At 33.8% G+C, this 26,909-nt stretch carries 13 protein-coding genes; 4 read left to right on the top strand and 9 right to left on the bottom strand.

What is annotated here, in order from left to right; all coding sequences use genetic code 11:
• The 7 genes from ASF10_RS02815 to ASF10_RS02785 form a co-directional block, all read right to left on the bottom strand.
• A complete protein-coding gene (locus ASF10_RS02815; protein WP_056245125.1) occupies nt 1-2,226 on the bottom strand; it encodes a glycoside hydrolase family 3 N-terminal domain-containing protein in 2,226 nt (741 codons plus the stop codon).
• A 303-nt stretch (nt 2,227-2,529) separates the two neighbouring features.
• Nucleotides 2,530-4,284 (bottom strand): cellulase family glycosylhydrolase, encoded by a 1,755-nt coding sequence (locus ASF10_RS02810; RefSeq protein ID WP_056245122.1) that lies wholly within the window; start codon nt 4,282-4,284, stop codon nt 2,530-2,532.
• Nucleotides 4,285-4,366: 82 nt separating this feature from the next.
• Complete coding sequence (locus ASF10_RS02805) at nt 4,367-6,634, bottom strand: glycoside hydrolase family 3 N-terminal domain-containing protein (protein WP_056245119.1); 2,268 nt, start codon at nt 6,632-6,634, stop codon at nt 4,367-4,369.
• Nucleotides 6,635-6,668: 34 nt separating this feature from the next.
• A complete protein-coding gene (locus ASF10_RS02800; protein ID WP_056245117.1) occupies nt 6,669-8,129 on the bottom strand; it encodes a glycoside hydrolase family 30 protein in 1,461 nt (486 codons plus the stop codon).
• A 68-nt stretch (nt 8,130-8,197) separates the two neighbouring features.
• Nucleotides 8,198-9,658 carry a glycoside hydrolase family 30 protein gene (locus ASF10_RS02795; protein ID WP_056245114.1) on the bottom strand — a complete coding sequence of 487 codons (1,461 nt, stop codon included), beginning with the start codon at nt 9,656-9,658 and terminating at the stop codon, nt 8,198-8,200.
• 203 nt (nt 9,659-9,861) lie between these two features.
• Entirely contained in the window at nt 9,862-11,403 is a 1,542-nt protein-coding gene (locus ASF10_RS02790) for a RagB/SusD family nutrient uptake outer membrane protein (protein WP_056245111.1), read from the bottom strand.
• Nucleotides 11,404-11,421: 18 nt separating this feature from the next.
• On the bottom strand, nt 11,422-14,553 hold the full coding sequence (locus tag ASF10_RS02785) for a SusC/RagA family TonB-linked outer membrane protein (RefSeq protein WP_056245108.1): 3,132 nt from the start codon (nt 14,551-14,553) through the stop codon (nt 11,422-11,424).
• A gap of 343 nt (nt 14,554-14,896) precedes the next feature.
• Between ASF10_RS02785 and ASF10_RS02780 the strand changes: the two genes are divergently transcribed.
• A complete protein-coding gene (locus ASF10_RS02780) occupies nt 14,897-17,776 on the top strand; it encodes a triple tyrosine motif-containing protein (RefSeq protein WP_056245101.1) in 2,880 nt (959 codons plus the stop codon).
• A gap of 59 nt (nt 17,777-17,835) precedes the next feature.
• Here the strand turns inward: ASF10_RS02780 and ASF10_RS02775 are convergent, their stop codons facing one another.
• Both ASF10_RS02775 and gldJ read right to left on the bottom strand, forming a co-directional pair.
• On the bottom strand, nt 17,836-19,122 hold the full coding sequence (locus ASF10_RS02775) for a UDP-N-acetylmuramoyl-tripeptide--D-alanyl-D-alanine ligase (RefSeq protein ID WP_056245098.1): 1,287 nt from the start codon (nt 19,120-19,122) through the stop codon (nt 17,836-17,838).
• 117 nt (nt 19,123-19,239) lie between these two features.
• A complete protein-coding gene (gene gldJ / locus ASF10_RS02770) occupies nt 19,240-20,922 on the bottom strand; it encodes a gliding motility lipoprotein GldJ (RefSeq protein ID WP_055097001.1) in 1,683 nt (560 codons plus the stop codon).
• A gap of 213 nt (nt 20,923-21,135) precedes the next feature.
• Here gldJ and porU point away from each other — a divergent pair, with 213 nt between their 5' ends.
• The 3 genes from porU (at nt 21,136) to cdd (ending at nt 26,780) form a co-directional block, all read left to right on the top strand.
• On the top strand, nt 21,136-24,972 hold the full coding sequence (porU, locus tag ASF10_RS02765; RefSeq protein ID WP_056245095.1) for a type IX secretion system sortase PorU: 3,837 nt from the start codon (nt 21,136-21,138) through the stop codon (nt 24,970-24,972).
• A 42-nt stretch (nt 24,973-25,014) separates the two neighbouring features.
• The gene (gene porV, locus ASF10_RS02760; RefSeq protein ID WP_056245092.1) at nt 25,015-26,220 is read left to right on the top strand and encodes a type IX secretion system outer membrane channel protein PorV; all 1,206 of its coding nucleotides are present in this window, start codon (nt 25,015-25,017) and stop codon (nt 26,218-26,220) included.
• A 77-nt stretch (nt 26,221-26,297) separates the two neighbouring features.
• Complete coding sequence (gene cdd, locus ASF10_RS02755) at nt 26,298-26,780, top strand: cytidine deaminase (protein ID WP_056245089.1); 483 nt, start codon at nt 26,298-26,300, stop codon at nt 26,778-26,780.
• Nucleotides 26,781-26,909: the final 129 nt, after the last annotated feature.

The raw sequence follows: 26,909 nt of genomic DNA, 5'->3' as shown, positions 1-26,909 counted from the left end.
TTAAAGCAATTCAAAATCAGACTTTAATTTAATATCTGCTGAAGAAGTTCCAATCATTACTTCAAAATCACCTGGTTCTGCTGTCCATTCTAATTTATTATTATAAAAAGAAAGCTTCTCTTTATCGATTGTAAATTCGATTGTCTTAGTTTCTCGGGCATTTAATTTTACTTTCTGGAAATCTCTTAATTCTAAAACCGGTCTTACAACTGAGCCAAATTTATCTTTTAAGTATAATTGTACAACTTCTTCTCCGGCTACTTTTCCAACATTAGCTAATTGAAAAGAAACTTTGATCGTTTCATTATTCTTCATTTTTACCGAAGATAATTTTAAATCTGAATAGTTGAATTTAGTATAACTCAAACCGTATCCAAACGGAAATTTAGGAGAGTTTTTCAAGTCAATATAAGCTGAAACATAATTGCTTTCAGTTTCGGTTTTTGCCGGTCTTCCTGTACTGTAATGATTGTAATAAATAGGCACTTGCCCTACTTCTCTTGGAAAAGTCATTGGTAATTTTCCAGACGGATTATAATCTCCAAATAATACATTGGCAATTGCATTTCCTGCTTCTGTACCCAGCCACCACGTATAAACAATTGCAGGAACATTATCTGCTGTCCAGTTAAAAATTAATGGTCTTCCTGCATTTACCAAAACTACAACTGGTTTTCCTGTAGCCTGAATTGCTTTTACCAAATCTTCCTGAACGCCCGGTAAATGAAGGTCGCTTCGGCTTTTTGCTTCACCGCTCATGTCACGTTTTTCTCCAATACTTAAAATAACTACATCAGCTTGTTTGGCAGTTGCAACAGCTTCTGCAAAACCGTCTTTGTTGTCTCCATCCACTTCACAACCTTTGGCGTAAAGCAACTTAGTGTTTTTGCCTACTTTATTTTGTAAACCGTCCCATTGCGAAACGATCCATTTTGTGTAATCAACTTCAGGTAATTCTACAGACCAAAATCCCATGTTTTCTTTGTACTCTTTTACCATTGGTCCAATAAAAGCGATTGTTTTCAGGTTTTTAGAAAGTGGTAAAGTTTCCTTTTCATTCTTTAATAAAACAATACTTTTTTGCGCCACATCAAGAGCTGCTTTTCTGTTTTCAGGATCATTTAAGGCTTTATCAGCTCTTTTTTGATCTGAATATCTGTAAGGGTCATCAAATAATCCTAATTCATATTTCTTACGAAGAATTCTTTTTACAGCGTCATCAATTAGTTCAACAGATACTTTGCCTTCTTTTACTAATTGGGCTAAATTATATCGGTAAGCATTACTTTCCATATCCATATCGCTTCCGGCGGTAATTGCAGAAAGTGCGGCAGCTTTTAAATCTTTTGAATAACCGTGTGCTACCATTTCGCCAATCGAACCCCAATCTGAAACTACAAAACCCTGAAAGTTCCATTTTCCTTTTAAGATATCGCGTTGCAAATGTGCATTTCCTGTAGCGGGAATTCCGTTTAAATCGTTGAATGAATTCATAAAAGTTGCTGCTCCGGCATCCAGCGCTGCTTTGAAAGGCGGCAAATACGTTTCCCACAACATTCTTTCGCTCATATCTACAGAGTTATAATCTCTACCTCCAACTGCTGCGCCATAAGCTGCAAAGTGTTTTACGCAAGCCATAACCGAGTTTAAATCGCCCAGTTTGTTTCCCTGAAAACCTTTTACTCTTGCATATGCAATTTTAGATCCCAGATATGTATCTTCTCCGGCGCCTTCCATAACACGTCCCCAACGCGGGTCACGACCTATATCTACCATTGGTGCAAATGTCCAGTGAATTCCGCTTGCAGATGCTTCTGTAGCGGCAACTCTGGCTGCTAATTCAATTGCTGCCAAATCCCAACTTGCAGCTTCGGCTAACGGAATTGGGAATGTTGTTTTGTAACCGTGAATTACGTCCTGACCAAATAATAGCGGAATTTTAAGTCGGGATTGCATGGCCAGTTCCTGATATTGTCTGGTATATTTTGTCCCGACAACATTAAGCATTGAGCCCACAATTCCCGCCTTTATTTCGGCTTGTTTGTTAGGATTAATCGTAATTGGTCCTGTTGCAGAATTATCTCCTGTATATTGATTTAGCTGACCTATCTTCTCTTCGATGGTCATTTTTTTCAACAGAGCATTTACTTTCTGATCTATTGTTTCTTGTTGGGCGACCGCAAAAAGGGACACCATCAACAAGGTAAATGTGGTTAATTTTTTCATTCTTATTTAATTAATTTCTATATAAACCGGTAAGTGGTCTGATGAATATTTTAAATCTTTAGAATCACTTAAAACTTCCTGTTTCTGAACTGATAATCCGCTATTTTTAGAAATAAAAATATAATCTAAAAGCAATGTAACAGGTTCATTATAATTATGTTATTTCCTTGCAAAAACCGCAAAGATTCGTCATTTCGATCCCGAAGCTTCTGAATCAAAATGACAATATTGTGTTTTACGTTTACCTTAATGACATTTTCCTGTAGGGAACTACATTATGCATTCGCCCAATAACAATGTTTACTATTTTTTATTTACTTTTTTACCTTCTGAAAAATCTAAATAATTCAAATTGAATCCTCCTTTTTCAAAAACCACTTTGATTTTATTTGTTCCTGCATTTAATTCAAGACCAGATAAAATAATGGTTTTCCATTTTTCATTTCCTCCCGTTACAGGAAGTGTAATTGTTTCTGACTTCTTTCCGTTTTCTGTTTCCAGATATAGTTTTCCTTCTAAATTTTCGCTTGAATAACGAATTGCGACTTTGTATAGGTTTTGTTTCACAACTTTGGCAGTAAACTGTAACCATTCTCCATCTTCGATAAATGAAACCTGATACCCGTTTGATCCGTCATCTTTACAAGGTAAAATGTCAACACCATCATTTCGCATCGTGTTTCCTTTATTCCATTCGTCAAATTTTCCGGTTTCTACTCTATAGTTTATAAAATCCTTATCGAGATAAGCATAACCATTTGTCCCTAAATCATATTGGGTTGCGGGAATTTTTCCCGGAATTATATGCTTTTTATACGGTTTTGTATCATTAGTTTGTACTTGTCTGAACATTGCATCAATTACGTCCGGCTTAACGGTTACATTTTCCATTTTGTAATTGTCTGCCATTTTCATTAAAGCTTTTTTTGCAAAATCAGCAGATGGTTTTTGACCGCCATCTTTCCAGTATTTCAATAAAACATCGTATTCAGGAATTTTTGTTACGGATGTTACTCCGGCAATATTTTCGATTTTTTTCATTGGCCAGAAAGCCCACCCAATATTGTTGTTTTCTACTAATGTCAGTGCATCTTTAAACCAAACATTAGAGTTTTCTCCGCTTTCTCCTAACCAGATTGGCACCTTGTATTTTGTTCTGTAATCGAGCATTTTCTGGATCGATTCTTTGGTATTGTAGTTCCAGTATTTATGAAAGCTCAACGCCATATTTTCATCCCATAAAGGAAAAATTCCGTTGTAATTATTTCCCCAACAATTTCCTTCTATAAAAATTAAATGGTTGGTATCGACTTCCCGAATTGCTTTTGTAACCTGAACCATTAATTCTCTTAAAGGTCCGTTTGAGTTTTCGTCGCAGCCATTTTTATTGGTTCCGGTAAAATTCCAGTTTGGTTCGTTGATAATATCGTATGCTCCAATCCATGGATTATCCCGGTAACGAGAAGCGAGTTTTTTCCATAAGGCAATCATTTTTTTCTGATTGGCTTCGCTTTCCCAAAGCGATGGTTTTGTGGTATCGTAGTCAGAGATTGCAGCATCGTTTCCTTGTCCGCCCGGCGCAGCATGCAAATCCAGAATAAGATACATTTTGTTTTCGGCACACCATTTCAGCAAATTATCTGTCATGGTAAAACCTTCTTCTATCCAGGTAATTTCTCCATTTTTTTCTTCCTGAATTGCTGGTGTGTAGAGATTATAATGCATTGGTAAACGAATGGAATTAAATCCCCATTTTGCTAATGAATCGACATCACGTTTTGTGATTCCGTTTGCTTTATAAGCAGCATAAAATTCCTTTGTTCCTTCTTCGCCAATTACTTCCTGGATTTTTTGTTTAATAATATATTGCGGACTTGCAAAAGGTTGTGTTTGCAACATATATCCTTCCTGAACCATCCAGCCGCCAACGCCTAATCCTCTTAATATTACGTTTTTTCCGTTGCCTTCAACAATATTTTGTCCGTCCCTGTGCAGAAACCCTTGTGCAGAAGCGGCTATTGAAAGCAACAATTGGAATATAATTACTAATTTTTTCATGCTGTTTTTTCTAAACTTAATCAACTTTACTAAACTAAAAATTCCTGCAAGGTTTTCAAAGCCTTGCAGGAATGAGTACTGTTTATCTTAATAGAAAATCTTTCTTTTGATTTGCTATCTGAATTGTGAATGTTCCTTTTTCAGAAATCCATTTTAGATCTTCGTTTACAAATTGAAGGTCTTTTTGGTTTAAAGTAAATTTTACTGTTTTGGTTTGGTTTGGCTCTAAACTGATTTTTTCGAATCTTTTTAAAGATTTAAATTCCGGTGTTATTGAAGCGAAATTGTCTGACAGATATAACAAAACAGATTCTTTTCCGGCTCTTTTTCCTGAATTTGTAACATCTACAGAAACGTTTATTTCATCTGTGTTGTTGATTTCTGTTTTATCAATTTTTAGATTGGAATAAGAAAAAGTGGTGTATGATAATCCGGTTCCGAACTCAAATTGCGGTAAATAACTTTTCTCGTAAGTTGCATCGTTATTTTGTTCTCCTTCAGAAATACTTTCGGTATATTTTCTATTGTATTTTTCTAATGAATTTGGATATCTTGGATAATTATAAGGCAATCTTCCGCTTGGGTTTACATCTCCGTACAAAATATCTACTAATGCTCTTCCACCTTCATTTCCTGGTAAATAGCATTGTACAACAGCGCTCATTTTATCTTCAAAATCGCTAATTAATCTTGGTCTTCCTTCATTTAAAACTAGAATAATAGGCTTATTTAATTTTGATAAAGCCAAAGCTAATTTTATTTGAGACGGACTCATGTAAAGATTGCTGATATCTCCGGGAGTTTCGGTATAATTTTTCTCTCCTAAACACAAAACAATTTTTGAGGCATCTTTTGCCAGATCAACTGCTTTCTGAATTTCGGCATCATCTTCTTTTTCTAAATCGGCTCCGGCAGTATACAATACATTTTCTTTGCCTAATTTATTTTGAAAAGCTTCAAGAATTGTCGATTTATTTGCGGCATAAGTATCTGAGTTTTCTCCTTGCCAGTTATAAGACCAGCCTCCGTTTAGGTATTTCATGCTATTTGCAGTCGCGCCTGTAACCAGAATTTTATCTGTTTTGTTTAAAGGTAAAACTGCGTCTTTATTTTTTAATAAAGTGATGGATTCAGCAGCTGTATTATAAGCTTCCTGAATGTGTTCTGCAGAACCAAATTTTGGATAATCTTTTAAATCTGCTACTGTATTCTGGAATAAATTCAACTCAAATTTCATTCTCAAAATTCTCGTTACCGCATCATCAATTCTGGACATTGGTACTTCGCCTTTTTGAACTAAATCTACTAAATCAGTATAAAAAGAAAATTCTTCGGGAACCATACTCATGTCAATTCCTGCCATAACTGCTATACGAACGGCGTCTCTTTTTGTTTCGGCTACTTTATGTCTCGTATTTAAATAGATAATATCTTTCCAGTCTGTTACTACAACTCCTTTAAAACCCAGTTCTTTTTTAAGGATATCGGTAATTAAGTGTTTGCTTGCGTGTACGGGAGTTCCGTTTATTTCACCAGAACTTACCATTACACTTTTTGCTCCGGCTTTTATTGCTGCCTGATAAATGGTAAGGTCATATTGTCTTAAAACACGCTCAGGAATGATACTTGGTGTCCTGTCTTTTCCTGTTGTGGTGCTTCCGTAACCTATGTAATGTTTCATGCAAGAAGCCACGCTGTATTTTGAACCTACATTATTATTTCCTTCAAAACCATCTACTAATGCAACGGCCATTTTTGAAGACAAATAAGCATCTTCTCCAAAAGATTCCCACATTCTTGACCATGCCGGATTTCTTGGAAAATCTAAATCAGGAGAAAAAACCCATGGAATTGAGGATGCTCTGGTTTCGTATGCAGAGATTTCGGCTCCGCGTTTTACTAAGTCAGTATTAAATGTTGCTGCTAAACCTATTTGCTGCGGAAACAAAGTTGCTCCGGCTGTATAACTTGCACCATGAATGGCATCTATGCCGTATAAAACCGGAATTTTAAGTCTGGATTTATTGGCTTCGTTAGAAATTGCTGTCAATGTTTCCTGCCATCTTTTTAGTGTTGGTGCTCCGGGATTTGGCACATTCAGGATAGAACCTATGTGATAATCCTGAATTCCCTGCTTTAGCTTTGCAGCATCAAAATAACCTGGTTTTGCCGGATCTTCAAATATAGTTACGGTAATCTGAGTCATCTGACCTACTTTTTCTTCAAGGGTCATTTTAGATAACAGTTCATAAACTTTACCATCAATATCTGATTTCTTATTCTTTGTTTCCTGACTCGATGCTGCTCCACAAATTAGGAAAGCCAGCATTAGCAACTTGGTCTTTTTCATTTTAATTTTTTAAATTAATATTTCATAATTAATACTAATATTCCAGCGTCTGCATGGCATGAGCAGGTATAGTAATGGTTGTTTTTAGCTTGTTGTTTGTTATGGTATAAATCACTTCTTTATCAGATGAGTTCATGATAATTGTGGCGATTTTTCCATCGGTATTTTTAAACGAAGTGCTTAGTAAATTTTTATCGCTAAGAGTGGCTTGGATTCGTTTGGCATTTGGTCGTATAAATTTTGACAAATGACCTATGTAGAAATACATTGGCGTGTAGATCAATTCGTCTTTTACAGTGTCTGCGTGAATGGGTGCAAAGCAAAAATTGCCTACATGATTTGGTCCTCCGTTTTGATCTAAAAGAATATTCCAATCTGTCCATGCAACGGTTCCGTTGTTAAAATCATTGATCATGTTAAGTCCGTAACGTTCTGCATTTCCCCAAAACTGAAATTTTGAAGCATCAAATTTTTCGATACATCCTTCGGTAAAAATCAAATTTTTGTTTGGAAAGGCTTTATGAACTTCTGCTACAGATTCGAATTTTGGTGTTCCTCCATTCCAGGTTTCATACCAGTGAAAACCAATTCCCCATGCGTATTTTGACACTTCAGGATCTGAGAAAACAAGGTTGGCTCTTTTTACCAGCATGTCTCCGCGGTTGTGATCCCAAATAATTATTTTTTTAGAACCAAGTCCTTCTTTTTCTAAAGTTGGACCTAGAAAGTTTTTCAGGAAATCTCTTTCGGCTTCAGGCGTATAAATGCAGGATTCCCACCTTTGGCTTGCCATTGGCTCATTTTGGATGGTTAATCCCCAAACCGGAATTCCTTCTTTTTCATATGCTTTTATAAATTTTGCATAATAATTTGCCCAAGATTGTGCAAATTCCGGCAATAAAACGCCGCCGTGCAAAATATCATTATTATCTTTCATAAAAGCTGGGGGACTCCATGGGCTAACAAATAATGTTAATTTCCCGCCGGCTGTTTCTATTGCTTTTTTGATTAATGGAATTCTGTATTTTCTGTCGTGATCGATAGTAAAGGTTTTTAGGTCTTTGTCTCCTTCTTGAATATAAGTATAACTCTCGCTGCTAAAATCGCAACTATGAATATTGGTTCTGGCTAATGAATAACCAATTCCTTTGTTTTTATCGTAATAAGCTGTTAAGAATTCCTGTTGTTTTTTTGGAGTTAATTTAGCAAAAACTTCTGCGCTTGCATCTGTTATTGCGCCACCAATTCCCAGAAAGGTCTGAAATGTTTTTCCTGAATCTACGGTTATAGAAACCGTTGAATTTGTTTGTGGCGAAGTGGAGATTAAATCATTTGATAATGACAATCTTAAATTAGTGTTTTCAGCAGTAGTGTAAACATTAATTTTTGAATTCGATCTCGATTTAGCAATCCCAGATTGAGCTGCAACTTTTGATAAACAACTTAATTGCAGAATTAATATTGGAATTAGTAAAATTTTATGGGTAGATTTCATTGTATTTTTAAATGCTATTAAAAAAATAAGGGCTAAATAAATAGCCCTTAACTACTAAAAAAAATAAATTAATACACTAAGGTTTGTATTGCGTGCGCTGGTATTTTTACCACTGTTTTTTGAGTAGCAATTATTAAATTATACGTGATTTCATTATCCGTATGATTCATAACTACTGTTGCTATTTTTCCGTCTTTATTTAAAAATGATGTGCTTTGTAAGTAACTTCTGCTTACCGCAGTACTAACACGTACTGCATCCGGACGAATGAATTTTGAAAAATGCCCTATATAATAATACGACGGTGTGTATATTAATTCTCCGGTTGTAGTATCGGCATGAATTGGGGCAAAACAAAAATTACCCACATGATTTGGTCCTCCAAACTGGTCTAAAAGAATATTCCAATCTGTCCAGCCAACGGTTCCGTTATTAAAATCGTTTATCATTGATGTTCCATATCTTTCTGCATTTGCCCAAAATTGATATTTGGCAGCATCAAATCTTTCTACACAACCTTCTGTAAACATTAGTTTTTTGTCCGGATATGCTTCGTGAACTCTGGCTACATTATCGAACATAGGTTGTGCCCCTGTCCAGGTTTCATACCAGTGAAATCCAATTCCCCAAACATATTTTGAAGCTTCAGGATCTGAAAAAATTACGTTTGCTCTTTGTACCATTAAATCACGATTGTGATCCCAGGCAATAATTTTTATTCTTTCAAGACCTTCTTTTTTAAGTGTTGGCCCTAAATAATTTTTTAGAAAATCTCTTTCATCTTCTGCAGTGTACAAACAAGATTCCCAGGTTTGCGTTGCCATTGGCTCGTTTTGAACAGAAGTTCCCCAAATTGGTATTCCTTCTTTTTCGTAAGCTTTGATAAATTTGGCATAAAAATTTGCCCACGGCTGATAAAATTCAGGAAGCAATGTTCCGCCTTTTAGTACATTTTTATTGCTTTTCATAAAAGCATTTGGCGACCATGGAGTAGCATAAGTAACTAATTTTCCTCCGGCTGTTTTTATCGCTTGCTTTATTAACGGAATGCGATATTGCCTGTCATGTTCTATAGAAAAAGTTTTTAAATCCTTATCGCCTTCTTGTATATAAGAATAACTCGCACTACTAAAATCTGAACTTTGGATCGTGGTTCTTAGTAATGTGTAGCCTATTCCTTTTTGGGTATCGTAATAAGCGTTTAAAAATTCTGTTTGTTTTTCTTTTGAAAGTTTTGCGAAAATTTCGGCACTTGCATCTGTAATTGCACCACCGATTCCCATAAAAGTCTGGAATTTTTTTGATGGTTCAACAAAAACTGAAATCTCAGTTTCTATTGGTTGTTTTGATGCTGTAAAAGATAAATTATCTGTAGGGGTTAACCTTAATTTTGTATTATCAGCAGTGGTATACACTGTGATCTTTTTGTTATTTGTAGTAAATGCTTGTTGCTGTTTTTGATTTTTTTGCTGTGAAAAAACAGCTAAAGAAAGACATAAACAAGTAATAATAAAGCCGTTTTTTTTCATTGTATCTGTTTTAAGAATTAAAACTTTTTTGCAAATCCATTCAAAATGATTTAAAAATAGCCCATAATCACAGTGAACATGGGCTATTTTGGCAACCAAACTTAACTTAACTTAAACTTACTTTCGTATGCATTTGTTTAGAAAGACTGAAGTTTTCATCTCAGCCTTTCTATATTTAAATGCTATCTTTTTATTCTTATAGATTAATTATATCCTTGGTTTTGAACCATTTTAGTGTTATTGAATTCACTGTAAGGAATTGGGAAAGCTTCATTTTTGTTAGCAGCAAATCCTTTAAAAGCAAGTTTTGTTGCTGCCTGACCTGTTCTTATTAAGTCATACCAACGGTGTCCTTCTCCTGCAAGTTCTAATCTTCTTTCAGCATATATCGCTGCTAAAGAAACTGTTACCGGCGACAAACCAACTCTTCCTCTAACTGCATCTAAAAGTGCCTGAGCTCTTGCTCCTGTTCCTCCTAAAGCTTCTGCTTCCATCAAATAAGTATCAGCCAAACGAATTACGTATGTATTAATACCAAAGTTCAGGAATGGGTTTGCAGCTTTAATATCTTCGTTAACCGGTGCATATTTTATAAAATGAAATCCTGTTTCGTTATAACTGTCCGTATATTTTAAAAGTCCGTTTGGATCATCATTTCCAGTGCCTCTTGCAGCACCTGCATCAAAAATAGTAGAAGCATAACGAGGATCACCTTTCATAGTAGCTTCAAGATCTTTAGTAACTACCATGAATCCCCAACCATTAATATAGTCTGGTAATCCGGCTGTAACTCCGGCTGTTTTTCTTGAGTAATCTCTAATACCCATTAACTGAGCTGCTACGTTACCTTCGTCATCACCATTTACTTCAAAATTACCCCAATCAGCATTTGATTTATCTGAATAACTAATTTCAAGAATTGATTCTGAATTAAACTCATGTTGTTTATCCCACAATTGAGCAAAATTAGTCAACAACTTATAGCCAAAACTACTTGTTCCTCCCGGAGCACCATTTACTAAAGCGAATTGTGCAGCAGCTTCTGGTTTTTTGTTATCGTATAAGTATGCTTTTCCTAAAAGTGCAGTTGCAGCTCCTTTTGTCAAACGTCCTAATTCGTTAACTGGCAATGTAATTGGCAAGTTTGGAATTGCTTCATTCAAATCTTTTTCAATCTGAGCATATACTTCCTCTGGCTTAGCCTGTAAAACTTCAGGAATTTCATTTCTTCCTAATGGTTTTAATATTAAAGGTACATTCTTAAACATTCTCACTAAATCAAGGTAGTAGTAAGCACGTAATGCTTTTACTTCTGCCATGAATCTTGCTTTTTTAGCCTCATCCATAGGAATTGCAGGAAGCTTTACGATCATGATATTACATCTTGCAACACCTTTGTAATAATTTGCCCAGATTGCCGGCGGAATATTAGTTGGTGTAATCGAATAATTTGACGCTACCTGAAGACCTGGCTGGTCACCGGCTCCTCCTCCTCCTGCAAAGAAATCATCAGATGCAGAATTTAAGAACAATAACGGTGCGTTTTCCATCGCTCCGGCGTATTTACCCAATTTATCATAAGCAGCTACTAATCCAGAATAAGCTTCTGTTTCGTTTCTGTAAAAATTATCTTCAAGTACTACGCCATCTCCTTTTACCTCTAACTTTTCATCGGTATCGCACGATGCAAGTGTCAATAACACTCCAAAAGCGATAAATGATTGTTTAAAACTTATAAGTTTCATAATATTTTATTTTTTTAATTAAAATTGCAAATTAACTCCTAACATGTACGATTTTGCCTGAGGATAAAAACCTCTGTCAACACCTTGTACATTGTTCATCCCAGCTGTTGTAGGTCCTCCAATTTCAGGATCAAATCCAGTATATTTCGTGATTGTAAATAAGTTCTCTCCAGTTAGGTAAAGTCTTACTTTTGTTAACGAAATGCTGTCTATCCAATCTTGTGGAAATGAATATCCAACCTGAATTGTTTTGAATCTGAAGAAATCACCTTTCTCTAAATTGAAATTAGATGGATTGCTAAAGTTTTTGTTAGTATCATCTACAGTAACTCTAGGATAAGAATTTGTAGATCCTGGTCCTGTCCAACGACCTAATACTTCAGTCTGATAATTTGCATTAGTAATATCAAGTCTTCTTAATCCCTGATAAATCATGTTTCCGCCTGCACCCTGACCAAAAACTAATAAGTCAAATCCTTTATAGTCTAAGTTTAAAGTTAAACCGTAAGTAAATTTAGGTAATGAAGTTCCTAAGAAATCTCTATCGTTACCATCAATTTTACCATCTCCGTTGATATCTTGCCAACGGAAATCTCCTGGTTTAGCATTTGGCTGAATTAATCCTCCTGATGCATTTTTATAAGCATTTACTTCATCAACTGATTGGAAAACACCAGCAGTTTTAAATCCGTAGAATGAGTTATAAGCCTGACCAACCTGAGTTCTGTTGATTTCATAAGAAGTCGATTGTACAGTTTCATCACCTGCAATAAAGTTTACTCCTTTGTCTATGTAAGTAATTTCATTTTTGATGTAAGAGAAGTTTCCGTTTACAGAAAGGTTCAATGCTCCAATTTTTTTACGGTATCCTAATTCAACATCAATACCTTTATTTTGCATATCAGCTAAATTCGCATAAGTGTCTCCACTTGCTCCAACAAATCCAGGAATTGGCACTTTCATCAAGATACCTGATGTTTTTTTGTTGAATAAATCGATACTGAAATTAAAGTCATGGAAAAGTGTACTTTCAAAACCAATGTTTACTTGTTTTGTTTCTTCCCATTTCAAATCAGGATTTGCAATTGCGTTTGGACTTTGTCCTGTAGCAGGAGTTCCTCCAATTGTATAATTTCTTTTATTTCCAATAGTAGAAAGGTATAAGAAATCCGGAGATGAATCGTTTCCTGTAACTCCGTAACCTCCTCTAATTTTTAAGTTGTTTACAACATTGTTTTCTTTCCAGAATCCTTCTTTAGAAGGTACCCATCCAAGAGATACTGAAGGGAAAGTTCCATATTTATTGTTAGGTCCAAATCTTGTAGAACCATCACGACGAAGAATACCTGTAAAAATGTATTTCTCTTTGTAATCGTAATTTAATCTTGAAAAGATAGACTCAACTCTGTGCTCAACAGCTAATGAATTGTAAGCATTAACAAATTTGTCAGTAAGAGGAATATCTACGTTAAAAGAAGCCTCTGCGTGAGTAGTTGCAGGAATACCCTGGTAAGTAGCATCATTACCTGATGTAATGTTATCTACATAAGTACCTTTACCTAATAAAATACTGAAGTTGTGGTCTCCAAATTTCTTAGTATAATTTAAAGTATTCTCCCAGTTCCAGCTGAATGATTTTTTGTATGATCTGAACAATTCGTTTTTATCTCTTTTTGTAGCTCCGTTTAAGAAGTATACCGGAGTAAAGTTATCAGAACCATAATAAGCTAATTTAGCACCTGCAGTAGATCTGAATTTCAAACCTGGCAAGATTTCAGCTTCAACAAAAATATTACCTACAAAGTTTTCAGAAAAATCATTATTTCCTAATCTTGTCTGAGTGTATGCTAATGGATTTGTGTTTTCCTGAGTTACAATAGTCGAAATACCATAATAGTTTCCGTTTGGATCTTTAAGCGTATTTGGATTTGCATATATAGAACCCGCTCCTGTTTTAGAAGGATCAGTTTCGATAATTGGAGTCAATGGATCTAAGTTTATTGCTGATGCCAATGGTCCTCCAAATTCGTCATTTGTGTTACCAATACCAACAGTTTTCTCGTTAGAATATCCTAAAGTCTGACCAATTTTAATGTATTTTCCAATTTTATGATTAGAGTTCAATCGGATGTTTTTTCTATTATAATTAGAAATATCAGTAGTAATGATACCTTCCTGATCTGTTAGACCAAATGACATATAGAATGTAGAAACATCGTTACCACCACTAAAACTTAATTCGTGAGAAATACGTTGCGCATGATTGTTAAAAATAGCATCCTGCCAGTCAGTTCCTTTACCGTAATTAGTGTTTGTAGCAAAAGGAGCTGGTTTTCCACCATTTACATAAGCCTCATTCATGATTGTTACATACTGAGAAGCGTCAAGTAAATCTAATTTTTTAGCCGCCTGAGATGTTCCTGCATATCCTGTATAATTTACAGAAATTTTACCTGCTTTACCTTTTTTAGTTGTTACTAAAATAACCCCTGCAGCAGCACGAGAACCGTAGATAGCTCCTGAAGCACCATCTTTTAATACCTCGATAGATTCAATATCTGATTGGTTCAAATATCCAATTCCACCATTATCAACAACAACACCATCAACAACCCATAACGGATCGTTATTGTTTAACGTAGTAAAACCACGAATACGTATTGTAGAAGCTGATCCTGGCTGACCTGCATTTGCAGCAATAGAAACTCCTGAAACTCTACCTTGTAAAGCTTGTTCTACTCTTGTTATAGGTAAACTTTCTAAATCTTTTGCTTTTACACTAGATATTGCGCCTGTAACAACACTTTTCTTTTGAGTACCGTATCCTACTACTACAACCTCATTTAATGATTGAGATTCAGGACGCAATTTAATTTCAAGTTTTGTTCGTCCGTTTACTGGTTCCTGAACAGTTACATATCCTACGAAGCTAACACTTAAAGTTCCGTTTGAAGGAACAGTAATTTGAAATTTTCCATCAAAGTCAGAAGCTGTTGCTTTACTTGTACCCTTAATTAAAATTGTTGCCCCAGGGACGGGTAATCCACTTTCATCATTAATTGTTCCGCTTACCGTAACATCCTGTGCCATTGCGATAACTGAAAACAGTAGAGACGAAATACAAAAAATAAGTAATTTTGTTAATTTCATTTTTCTAAAAATTTTGGTTAATTAATTAGTAATTTGATGCAATAATAAAGTTAAATTTTTACTATCAACAATAAAATTTCATTACAAAAACACATCAAAGCTTATTTTAATACGCTACAAAAACACATCAAATTATTTTTAAAACATTGATTTATAAATATTTAAATGAAATAATATATTGTTATAAAAATGTTAAGTAAAAAAATAAACACTACATTTATAAAATAAAGACATTTTCATGATATATTCAAAATAATTCTATGAAAAGGCAAGAATGCAAATAAATAATTAAAAAATAAAACCCTTTATAAAACATTTCTAATAAAAATACATTATAAATTTTATGAAATTCATAAATACAATTTTTACACTAATTATAATTTTTTTCTTACACACAAATACTGCAGCTCAGGTAAAAGATATAGGTTTACCAGGAATTAAAAATTATAAAAGAGCTGATTACAGAGGTGGAACTCAAAACTGGAGTATAGATCAGGATAGAAAAGGCAATATGTACTTTGCAAACAATAATGGTCTTATACAATTTGACGGTTCGAGCTGGCATAAATTTTCTCTCCCTACTCAAACAGAAATTAGAAGTTTAAAAATAGATGCTGCAGGAAAAATTTATGTGGGAGGTAACAATGAATTTGGTTATTTTAAAAATGATGAAAAAGGGAATTTAAAATACCATTCTCTTTCTGATTTGGTAGAAAAAAAGGACAAACAAAATATAAACCTGATCTGGAGAATACACATCTTTAATGGTGAGGTAATTTTTCAATCCTTTACAAAAGTATTCTTTCTAAAAAATAATAAATTAACCGTTATAAATGCTCCTACGAAATTTCAGTTTTCATTTTTAGTAAATAATCATCTTTATTTTCAAGATAAATCACTTGGAATTCTGGAATACAAAAATCATAAATTAAAACAAATAGAAGGGACAACTGTATTTAATGACAAAGAAATCTGGTCTGTATTCCCGCTTCCAAATAATAAAATGTTGCTTGCAACCTTAGAAAAAGGTTTATTTATATCTGATGGTAAATCTGTGCAGCCATGGGAAACGGAAGCAAATGCTTTTATCAAGAAAAACACATCTCTTGGCGGTTCTATAATAAAAGGCAGATTTATTGTCCTTAATTCAGTTTTGGACGGGGTCATAATTTGTGATTTAAATGGAAAAATAATCCAACATCTAAATCGTCAAAAAGGGCTACAGAACAATACTATATTAACCTCCTTTATAGACAACAAAAACAATATCTGGCTAGGATTAGACAACGGTATTACTTTTATTAATGAGAACTCCCCTTTCTCTTATTTTGATTACAGTTATAATATAGGTACTGTATATGCTTCTACTATTTTTAACGGGAATTTATATGTAGCCACAAATCAGGGCTTATTTTACCATTCCTGGAATAATCCCTTTAAAGACAGTCCGTTTATAAGAGTAGAAGGAACCATCTCACAAGCCTGGAATATTCAGGTATTAAATGGTGTACTTATTTGCGCCAGTAATAGTGGGGCGTTGGTTATTGATCAAAATAAAGTTTCTAAAAAACTCGATACAAAAGGATATTTTGGTTTCAAGAAAATACCAAATCATGATAATTATATTATAGGAGAAAGCTACAACGGATTTACTATTTTTAAAAGAACTGCTTCAGGATTTGAATATTCCCATCAGGTTTCAGGATTTGACGAAACCACAAATACATTTTCGATAGAACTGGACGAAAATTATTTATGGTTAAAAAAAGATCCTTTTCTTTATCAAATGACTTTATCTGAGGATTTAAAGAAATTTGTTTATATAAAAAAGCACAAAGACATTAGTCCTTTATATTCCGGAATTGGCAGTTTGCAAAACATAAATAATAAAGTTTATTTTCAGTCAAAAAATCATTTCTACAGATTTTCCAAAGAGCAGGGAACATTTTTTGAAGACAAGAAAATAACAGCACTTTTTAAAGATATCCCAACTATTAATACATTAATCGAAGATTCTCAAGGTAGTTTATGGTATGCATATAATGAGTCTTTGGGTGTATTAACAAAGAATAAAAACGGAAATTTTATAAAAAAACAAGCGCCGTTTTCAAACTTATCAGGGAATTTGGTAAACAACTATATTTCTGTAAATACTATTGATCCGGAAAATATTTTCATTGGCCTAACAGATGGATTAACTCATTATGACTCTAAAATTTCGAATACTTTTATAACGAAGCCTAAAGTATTTATAGAAAGTTTTTCGTTTCCGGGAGATACGATATTAACAGGCAATATACCAGGCAATCAACAATCATATACAGTTCCTTACAGCTCAAATCACGTTAAATTCACGTTTTCTTCACCAACGTATGAAAATCAGGAAAACGTAACGTATTCATACAAATTAGAGCCTTTTGAGGAGAACTGGCGCAATTGGTCAGCGCTTTCAATAAAAGAATATACAAATTTGCGTGAAGGCACCTATATCATGAAGCTTAAAGCTAAAAATAGTTATGGTATAGAATCAGATGTATCTGAAATCACCTTTATCGTTTCGCCGCCGTGGTACAGACATTTTTTAGCGTATCTAATTTATATCATTTTTCTAATTACTGCAGTTTACATCATTTCTAACAGGATTAAATTAAAAATCAGAAAAAACAGATATTATGAAACCATCGAACAAAGAAGATTATATCTGGAAAAAGAATCAAAAATCAGACATGAACAGCATGAACTTGAAAAAGAAATAGAGAAGTTAAAAAGTGATAAACTTCAAATAAAAATCCTCGCCAAAGACAAAGAATTAGTAAACAATTCTTTGCAAGTAGTTAAGAAAAATAAGATTCTAAACGGAATCATTCATAAGTTAAAAGATATTGATACTAATATTCTAGACGATTCGACCAAATTTGAATTCAACAAATTGCATAAAAGTATTGTAAAGGAGGTAAACACAGATAAAAGCTGGAAAGATCTGGAAAAACACATCAAAAACGTTCATTTTGAGTTCCTTAAGAGATTAAAAGAAAAATACCCAACAATTTCTCCTCGTGAACTCGATTTATCAACTTATTTATTGATGAATATGTCTACAAAAGAAATCGCCGAAATTATGAATATTTCAACCGGAGGTGTCGAATTAGCCCGCTATCGTTTAAGAAAAAAACTAGGCTTAAACAAAAAAGAAAACCTGATTGGTTTCTTAATGAGTATTTAAATAAAACGCCAAAGCCATTCACTTGAATGGCTTTGGCGTTTTATTATTTTGAAAACTATTTATGCAATAAATTCTAATGTACGTTCAAGAGCCATTCCTCTTGAACCTTTTATCAGAATTGTATTTTCATTAAAGTGTATTGTTTTAACGAATGCTACAAAATCATCAAAGGTTTCAAAAAACTGTATGTTGTTTTTATCTGTTTTATTTTCATAAAATGATTTACCTATTAAATAACAACCCGCTTTATTTTGGTTTACTAAAGAATCAACAATCAATTTATGTTCTTTGGAACTTTCATTACCAAGCTCAAACATATCTCCTAAAATCATTATTTTATTCTGATTTTCGAGTTGCAGAAAATTAGTTATCGCAACTGCCATGCTACTAGGATTTGCGTTGTAGGCATCCAGAATAATCTGATTAGAACCAATTCTTAATAATTGTGATCTGTTATTCTCTGGTATATAGTTTTCGATAGCTTCTTTTATATCGTTTTCATCTACTTTAAAATAATACCCAATTGCAACTGCCGCATTTATATTATTTGCATTGTATAATCCAATTAAATGTGATTCTACACTAAAATTATCATACTTAATAATAACGAAAGGATTCGCCGAAATGTTTTTGATATTCAGATCCGCAGCATCATTATTTACTCCAAAAGTAAATGACTTTATCCCAACCGATTTTTCAATCTGAATTGAATCTTCAAGATTTACAAAAACTACTTTATCATTCTTTGCAAGATATTTATACATCTCGCTTTTACCTTCAATTACACCTTCAACTCCTCCAAAACCTTCTAAATGTGCTTTTCCAAAATTGGTAATATAACCGTAATCCGGTTGGGCAATTTCACATAAAAATTCAATTTCTTTTTTGTGATTTGCTCCCATTTCAACAATTCCTATTTCAGTTTCTTTTGTAAAAGACAACAAAGTCAGCGGAACTCCAATATGATTGTTTAAATTACCTACAGTGGCTTTAGTTTTATATTTTTTAGCTACAACTACATTAATTAATTCTTTCGTTGTCGTTTTACCATTACTTCCTGTTAAGGCAATTATGAGCAGCTTTAGATAAGAACGATGAAATTTTGCCAGTTCCTGCAAGGTTTCCAAGCTGTTTTCTACAAGAATAGTTCTTTCGTCAATAGCATAAGATGCATTATCAATAATAACATACAAAGCGCCTAATTCTATTGCTTTAGCAGCAAAAGTATTAGCGTCAAAATTTTCGCCTTTAATAGCAAAAAACATAGAATCCTTTTCAATTTTTCTTGTATCTATTGAAACTGATTTACACTGCAAAAACAAGTTATGAATGTCTTGAATATTCATTTATAAAAATTTTTATTAGTCATAAAAGTAGAAAAAAAACAATAAAAAAGTTCCAAATTCCATACTGAATATTCAGCTTTTGGAATTTGGAACTTTTTATAATAAATTTTCTAAGACTTAGTTTCTAGGCGATTTTCTTTTTTCAGCTTTAGCACCTACTCTAGACATTGCACATCTAAATCCGATATAATCTGTTGCCATATCTTGAGGGAAATATCTTCTTTGAGCAGGATCTAACCAATAAGCTCTATCTCTCCAAGAACCACCTTTGTAAACTCTTACGTTATCATCGATAAACGTTGTACGTTTACTAGAGTTATCATATTTTCTAACCATTTGACCTAAACTGTCTGTTGTTACATTATGTTTAGGAGCGTTGTACATTGAATGATCCGCTTTAGATTCTGACTCGTCTCCAAAATCAAAATATTTAGATGATTGTTTATCACCATCTCTATAGTTGATGTTATCACTTGTACTGAAGTTTTGTCTCAAATAAGTTTCGTTTTCGTCAACTGGAACCTGAGCAATTTCTCCTGGTAAGTTTGTTGCAACTTTTTTACCGTTACTTAACGTTTTGTATTGAATATTATCTTTAGTGATAATTTCAATTTTACCGTCTTTACCAATTTTGTTTTTAGCATATTGATTTCCTCTAAAGTAGTTAAAATCATTTGCTTCATTATCAATAATAGGTCTGTAAACATCGGCAACCCATTCGGCTACGTTTCCAGCCATATCGTATAATCCAAAATCATTAGGAGCATAACTTTTTACAGCGTTTGTAATATCTGCACCATCATCAGACCAACCTGCAATTCCACCGTAATCACCGTTTCCTTGTTTAAAGTTAGCCAATTGATCTCCTTTGTTTTTACGTTTAGATGAACGTGTATAATCTCCGGACCAAGGATATTTCTTTTGTCCTTTATATATATTGTATTCTCTTTGTCCAACATCTGCAGCTGCAGCATACTCCCATTCTGCTTCAGTAGGAAGTCTGTATTCTGGCAAGATAACTCCTGAAGAACGTTGTGCGTACACATTCTTTTCTTCCGGAACTACACCGTCTTTACCTGCTTTTGGTTTTCTGCCGTTAGGGTTTTTCTTTAACACAAGTTCTTCATTACCACCATAAGTAGTACTTGGAGATGCAACATAAGCTTCTGTGTTAAACAAACTTTCAGCGCTAACGTCTTGTGTTTTAGCACCTTTTTTAAGGTAACCATTTTTCTCTAAGACTGCTTCGTTCACACGGTCAGTTCTCCATTTACTAAATTCAACTGCCTGAATCCAGTTTACACCTACTACAGGATAGTTAGCATAAGATGGGTGTCTTAAATAGTTATTAGTCATCGTTTCGTTATATCCTAAACGATTTCTCCATACTAAGGTATCCGGAGATGCACCTTCATAAATATTTTTGTAATTTTCTTCTGTTGGAGGGAAAACTTTCTTTAACCACTCCAGGTATTCTAAGTACATACCATTCGTAACTTCAGTTTCATCCATATAGAATGATTGAACGTGTTGTTGAGTGGGTGTGTTATTCCAATCGTGCATAACATCATCCTGTACTTTACCCATAGTAAATGTACCTCCTTCAACAAAAACTAAACCAGGACCAGCCTGTTGTTTTTTCCCTGCATTTCTGGCAGCAGTTCCATTCTGACTATCTACATCCCAACCAGTTGCTCTGGAAGCGTGACTGGAACTCGATTTTTTGCTACAACTAGCCGTGCCCAACATCAATACCATTGACATCATTAATTGCAAGACTACAATTTTGTTTACTTTCATACTCATTCTTAGGTGATAAATTTAGGTGCTGCAATATAATAATTAACATTTAATTAGCAACATCTGTTCTAATAATTTTATTTAGCTGTTTTTTACCAGAAAATAACCTATAGTTACGAACGCAAAAATATACTTTTTATTATTTACTATAACATGAAATACTATATTTTTACTTACTAAAATATTTTTAACTTAAATCTCATTTATTAACCAATGAAACAAGCCCTAATCTTATATCTTTTTTTGATCCCATTTATCTCTTTTTCCCAGATAAATGGCGACTTCACAATAGATTGGCAAAATAAAAAAGAAATGAGTTATGGAGATTTGAAAATAAAAATTCCATACTTCTCCGGAAGCAGTTTTAGATACGATACTACAAAAAAAAGCATAACATTACTGCTTAACCTGAACGAATCCGGTTATTCGAACAGTAATTCTATTCAAATTACCAACATTGCATACGAATCAATTTCAATTGCAGAATTAGGTGATTTAGCAATCGAAAACATTCCTGAAAAGCCAAATGAGACATTAAAAACAACTAATGCAAGAGATAAAAGGCAAAACTTTTTATTTTTATCGCCTATAATAAAGGAAGGAAATAGTTTTAAACGAATTAAATCATTTTCTTACTCTACAACCGCTTCTGCATCAAATAACAGCAATACATCATCTTTTCAAAAATCAAATTCAGTTTACAATTCGGTTTTAGCAACTGGCGATTGGTACCGTTTTTATGTAGAAAAATCCGGAGTTTATAAAATTTCAAAGTCTTTCCTGCAAAGTTTAGGATTCGATCCTTCAAAAGCTGACCCAAGAAGAATCAAAATTTATGGAAATGGAGGAAAAATGCTTCCTTTGGCAAATAACACTTACTATCCTGAAGATTTAACCGAAAACGCTATTCAGATTATAGGAGAAAGCGACGGAATCTTTAATAATGAAGATTATATTCTTTTTTATGCCGAAGGAATTGAGAATTGGAGCCCTGAAAATCAGACTAATCTCAACTTATATGATACAAAATCGTATTATTATATTACCGTTAACGGAATTGAAGGAAAAAGAATTTCAAATATAAATCAGCCAACAGGAAACTCAACTTTAGACCTTACCACTTTTGACGACTATCAATTTCATGAAATCGACAAAACAAACATTGCACATTTAGGGCGTCAATGGTTTGGAGAATCATTTGATATTAATCAGGAACAGGAATTTGAATTCAACTTTCCAAACATTGAAACTTCAGTTCCTGTAAAAATAGAATTGAGCGCCGCTTCTGCCGCCTATACCCCAACCTCTTTTACCGTTTCTGCAAATGGTCAAAGTATTGGTAATATTAATTTTCAAACTTTAGTAGTTAATTCTGATGAAAAATTCTACACCCAAAAACTTCCTTCGAACGCAACATTTACCGGAGCAGCAAATATAAAAATCAAGCTTACCTATAATAATAATGGTGTTCCGGGATCAAAAGGATATTTGGATTACATTAATTTAACTGCAAAAAGAAAACTTCTGGGAATAGGCAAACAATTTAAATTTCAATATGACTTAGCAGGTTCAACCGGAGGAATTGTAAATTATACTATTGGCAGCGCTACAGGCATTTCGCAAATTTGGGATGTTACAGACCTATATAATGTATCAAAAATAGAAAACAACAATCAGGCAAATTTTAGTTTTAAAGCATCTTTAGGAGAAATTAGAAAATATATAGCTATTGATCCCTCAGATTATTTTACTCCTTTAAAAGAAAGTCAGCCAAAAATCACTAATCAAAACTTAAAGGGAAGTCTCTTTAAAAATAGCCAAAACAGCTTTCAGGATATTGATTATGTAATTGTGACTCCAAAATTCCTGGTTTCTCAGGCCGAAAAATTAGCGAGTTTTCATCGCAGCTATTCTAATTTAAATGTAAAAGTAATTACGTTAGAGAATATCTATCAGGAATTCTCTTCAGGAAAACAAGACATCGCCGCAATCAGAAACTGCATAAAATACATTTACGAAAACGCATCTACGCCTGATAAAAGAATAAAATATTTGAATTTATTTGGAGATGCTTCATTTGATTATAAAAACCGAATTACAAACAATAATAATATTGTACCTATATATCAATCCGTAATTAGCAACACGACCGGAGAAGCTTCATTTGCCTCAGATGACTTTTACGGATTAATGGATGCGAATGAAGGCGTTGTTGTTTTTCCGTTTGGAGGAATCGACATTGCTGTTGGACGAATGTTGGTCTCAGATAATGCTCAAGCTGCTGAAATCGTAAACAAAGTATTAGAATATCACGATCAGAAATCTTACGGAAATTGGAGAAATAATATTGTTATGGTCAGCGATGATTCTGACAAAGCTTCAGATACAACCCTTCAATCGAATCAAAACAATCTTGCAGATAAAATATCTACTGAAAAGTCATTTTTCAATATGGATAAAATAATTCTGGATTCTTATACGCAGGAAGCTTCTGCCGGAGGATCAAGATATCCTAAAGCCAGAACCGATTTATTTAATGCTTTCGAAAAAGGAGCATTAGTTTTTAATTATTTGGGACACGGTGGTGAAGATGGATTGGCAAGTGAGCGAATTTGGGAAAAATCAGACGGACAAAACTTAAACAATCAATACAAGTACCCTTTATTTATTACTATTACCTGCGAATTTTCCAGATTTGATGATCCCACAAGACCAACAGCGGGAGAATATACATTTTGGAATCCAAAAGGTGGTGCAATTTCGATGTTAACCACTATTCGCGCGATAGGTCAATACAATGCAGAAGATTTTAATAATAGTCTGAGTAGAAATTTATTCGCATACGGATCCAATCAATATACTACGATTGCTGAAGCACTGCGAATTTCTAAAAACGAAAATCCGAGTTCTGCCAGTAATGTTATTTTTTATCTTGGAGATCCTGCCTTAATGTTAGCAATTCCTAAACCAAGAATTAATTTAACAAAAGTAAACGATATTGTGATTTCTCAGTCGATACCGGATTTTAAATCTTTATCTAAAATTAAAATTACCGGTGAGATCACAGATGAGAACAATACCCTTTTAAGCAATTATAATGGTGAATTGGCAACTGCAATTTTCGACAAGTTAATTACAACTACCACGCTAAATAATGATGGTTATAGCCCTGCAATGTCATTCAAAATTCTGGGCGAAACTATCTTTAGAGGAAATGCGTCTGTAACCAACGGTCAGTTTGAATTTAGCTTTGTTGTTCCTCGTGATATTCGTGTACCTGTTGACTATGGTCGAATTAGCTTTTATTCTAAAAAAAATCAGCTTTCAGAGAATCAGTCAGGCTATAATACAGCTATTAAAATTGGAGGAATAAATGAAAATGCACCTCAGGACAATATAAATCCAAAAGTTAAGTTATATATGAATGATGAAACTTTTGTGTCTGGTGGAATTACTAATGAATCCCCATTTTTATTAGCATTTCTTGAAGACGAAAACGGAATCAATACAGCAAGCGGAATCGGGCATGATATAGTAGCAATTCTAGATGGAGATGTGAGTAATCCGTATATTTTAAATGATTATTATCAAACAAAATTAGACGATTACACCAATGGAAATTTACGTTTTCCGTTAAGAAATTTAGCTGCAGGAATGCATACAATAACTTTCACGGCATGGGATGTTTACAACAATCCTGTTACAAGTGAGATACAATTTATAGTTGTTGGAGATGAGTCACTAACATTAACACACGTTCTTAATTACCCTAATCCGTTTTCGACTTATACACAATTTTGGTTTTCGCACAACAGACCTTATGAACCCTTAGATGTTCAGGTTCAGGTTATGACAATTACCGGAAAAGTAGTCTGGACAAAAAATCAGGTTGTTACAACAGAAGGTTTTTTATCCAGAGAAATAACCTGGGACGGAAAAGACGATTTTGGCGACAGAATTGGTAAAGGAGTTTATATTTATAAACTCACAGTCAAATCTAATTTGACAAATAAAAAGGCAGAAAAATACGAAAAGCTTGTCATATTATAATTATATATATATTTGTAATCTAAATACCATTAAGTTCCCTAAATGAAAAAAATATCACTACTTTTAATTTGTTCTTTTATTCTTTTTAAAGTACAGGCCCAGGAAAACCGTCCTATTACCACAGGAGTTCCATTTTTATTAGTTGCAGCAGATGCCAGAGCAGCAGGTTTAGCTGATCAGGGTGTCGCAACATCAGCAGATGCTTATTCTCAGCAATGGAATCCTGCAAAATATGCTTTTTCAGTAGACAAGCAAGGCTTCTCTCTAAGCTACACTCCTTATTTAACAGACTTAGCCAATGACATTTCTCTTGGACAAGTTACTTACTACAACAAGATCAATGATCGAAGCGCCTTTGCAGGTACTTTCCGTTATTTTGGTTTTGGAGATATTGAGTTAAGAACAACCGGAGACCCAAATGAAGCCGCAAGAATTGTCTCTCCAAATGAATTTGCCCTTGATGGTTCTTATTCTTTGAAATTAAGTGAAAAATTCTCGATGGCAGTTGCTGCAAGATACATTCGTTCAAACCTGAAAATTGCTTCAGAAGATGTTGATGCTTCACCAGCAAGTACTTTTGCAGTAGATATCGCCGGATTCTATCAATCTGAAGAAATTGCTTATTCAGACTTCAACGGAAGATGGAGAGGTGGTTTTAACATGCAAAATCTTGGTCAGAAAATAAGCTATGACAATGATGATTTAAGTTCAAACTTTTTGCCGGCTAATCTTAGATTAGGTGGAGGTTTTGATTTTATTTTAGATGACTATAATAAAGTAGCCCTTAGTGTTGAATTTACAAAACTTTTAGTTCCAACTCCTCCGGGACCAGGAACACCAGTAGATGCAAACGGAGATGGAGATTATAATGATGTTGGAGATATTTCTCAAGAACAGGCAGATGCTACAAACTTTAAAAACTACAACGACATTGGTTGGGTTTCAGGAATTTTTAAATCTTTTGGAGATGCTCCAGGCGGATTCAGCGAAGAATTAAAAGAAATAACTTACAGTGTAGGTGCAGAATATATGTATCAGGATGCTTTTGCATTAAGAGCCGGATATTTTCACGAAAGCCCTGAAAAAGGAGCAAGACAATTTTTCTCTTTAGGAGCAGGATTTAAATATAACATCGTAAAAGTTGATGTTTCTTATTTATTTTCGACATCAAAAATTAAAAATCCTTTAGAAAACACACTTCGCTTTTCTTTAACCTTTAACTTTGGCGACAAATACGAAGTTTATTAAACCGATAAAACAATAATACAATAACAATCCAAATTTCTATTTTTTAGGAATTTGGATTTTTTTTCCCTTAAAAACAAATGAAAGAAATTAGCATAACATCATCCTTTATAGTTTACGATACTTTACAAGAACTTTCACAAGACATTCAGGACTTAATGAATCAGGCCGTTGAAGTTCGCAAAAAAGCGTATGCCCCATATTCTCAATTTAGAGTTGGAGCAGCTTTATTATTAGATAACGGAAAAATAATTTTAGGATCAAATCAGGAAAATGCAGCTTATCCGTCTGGATTATGCGCAGAGCGAGTAGCTATTTTTCATGCCGGAAGTATATATCCTGAAGCTAAAATCTTAAAAATGGCTATTACAGCAGCTTCAGACACGAATCAAACAACAGCACCAATTCCGCCATGTGGTTCATGCAGACAATCTATTGCAGAATATGAAATCAGGCAAGACACACCTATAGAAATCTTTTTTATGGGAGAAATTGGCGAAGTTTACAAATCAGCATCCCTAAAAAATTTGCTTCCTTTTATGTTTGATAAAAAGTTCTTGTAAAAAAAAGCCAAAAAGTACCTTTTAAATTTTACTTCTTAATAGGAATGTCTTATTTTTGCATCCCGACCTTTCGGGCGCAAATTTGTGGGAGGAAACTATTTTGCGTTATAGGCAACAATTGATAACACA

The organism is Flavobacterium sp. Leaf82, from assembly GCF_001422725.1.
Classification (GTDB): Bacteria; Bacteroidota; Bacteroidia; order Flavobacteriales; family Flavobacteriaceae; genus Flavobacterium.
This window is presented reverse-complemented; position numbering and strand designations above follow the sequence as displayed.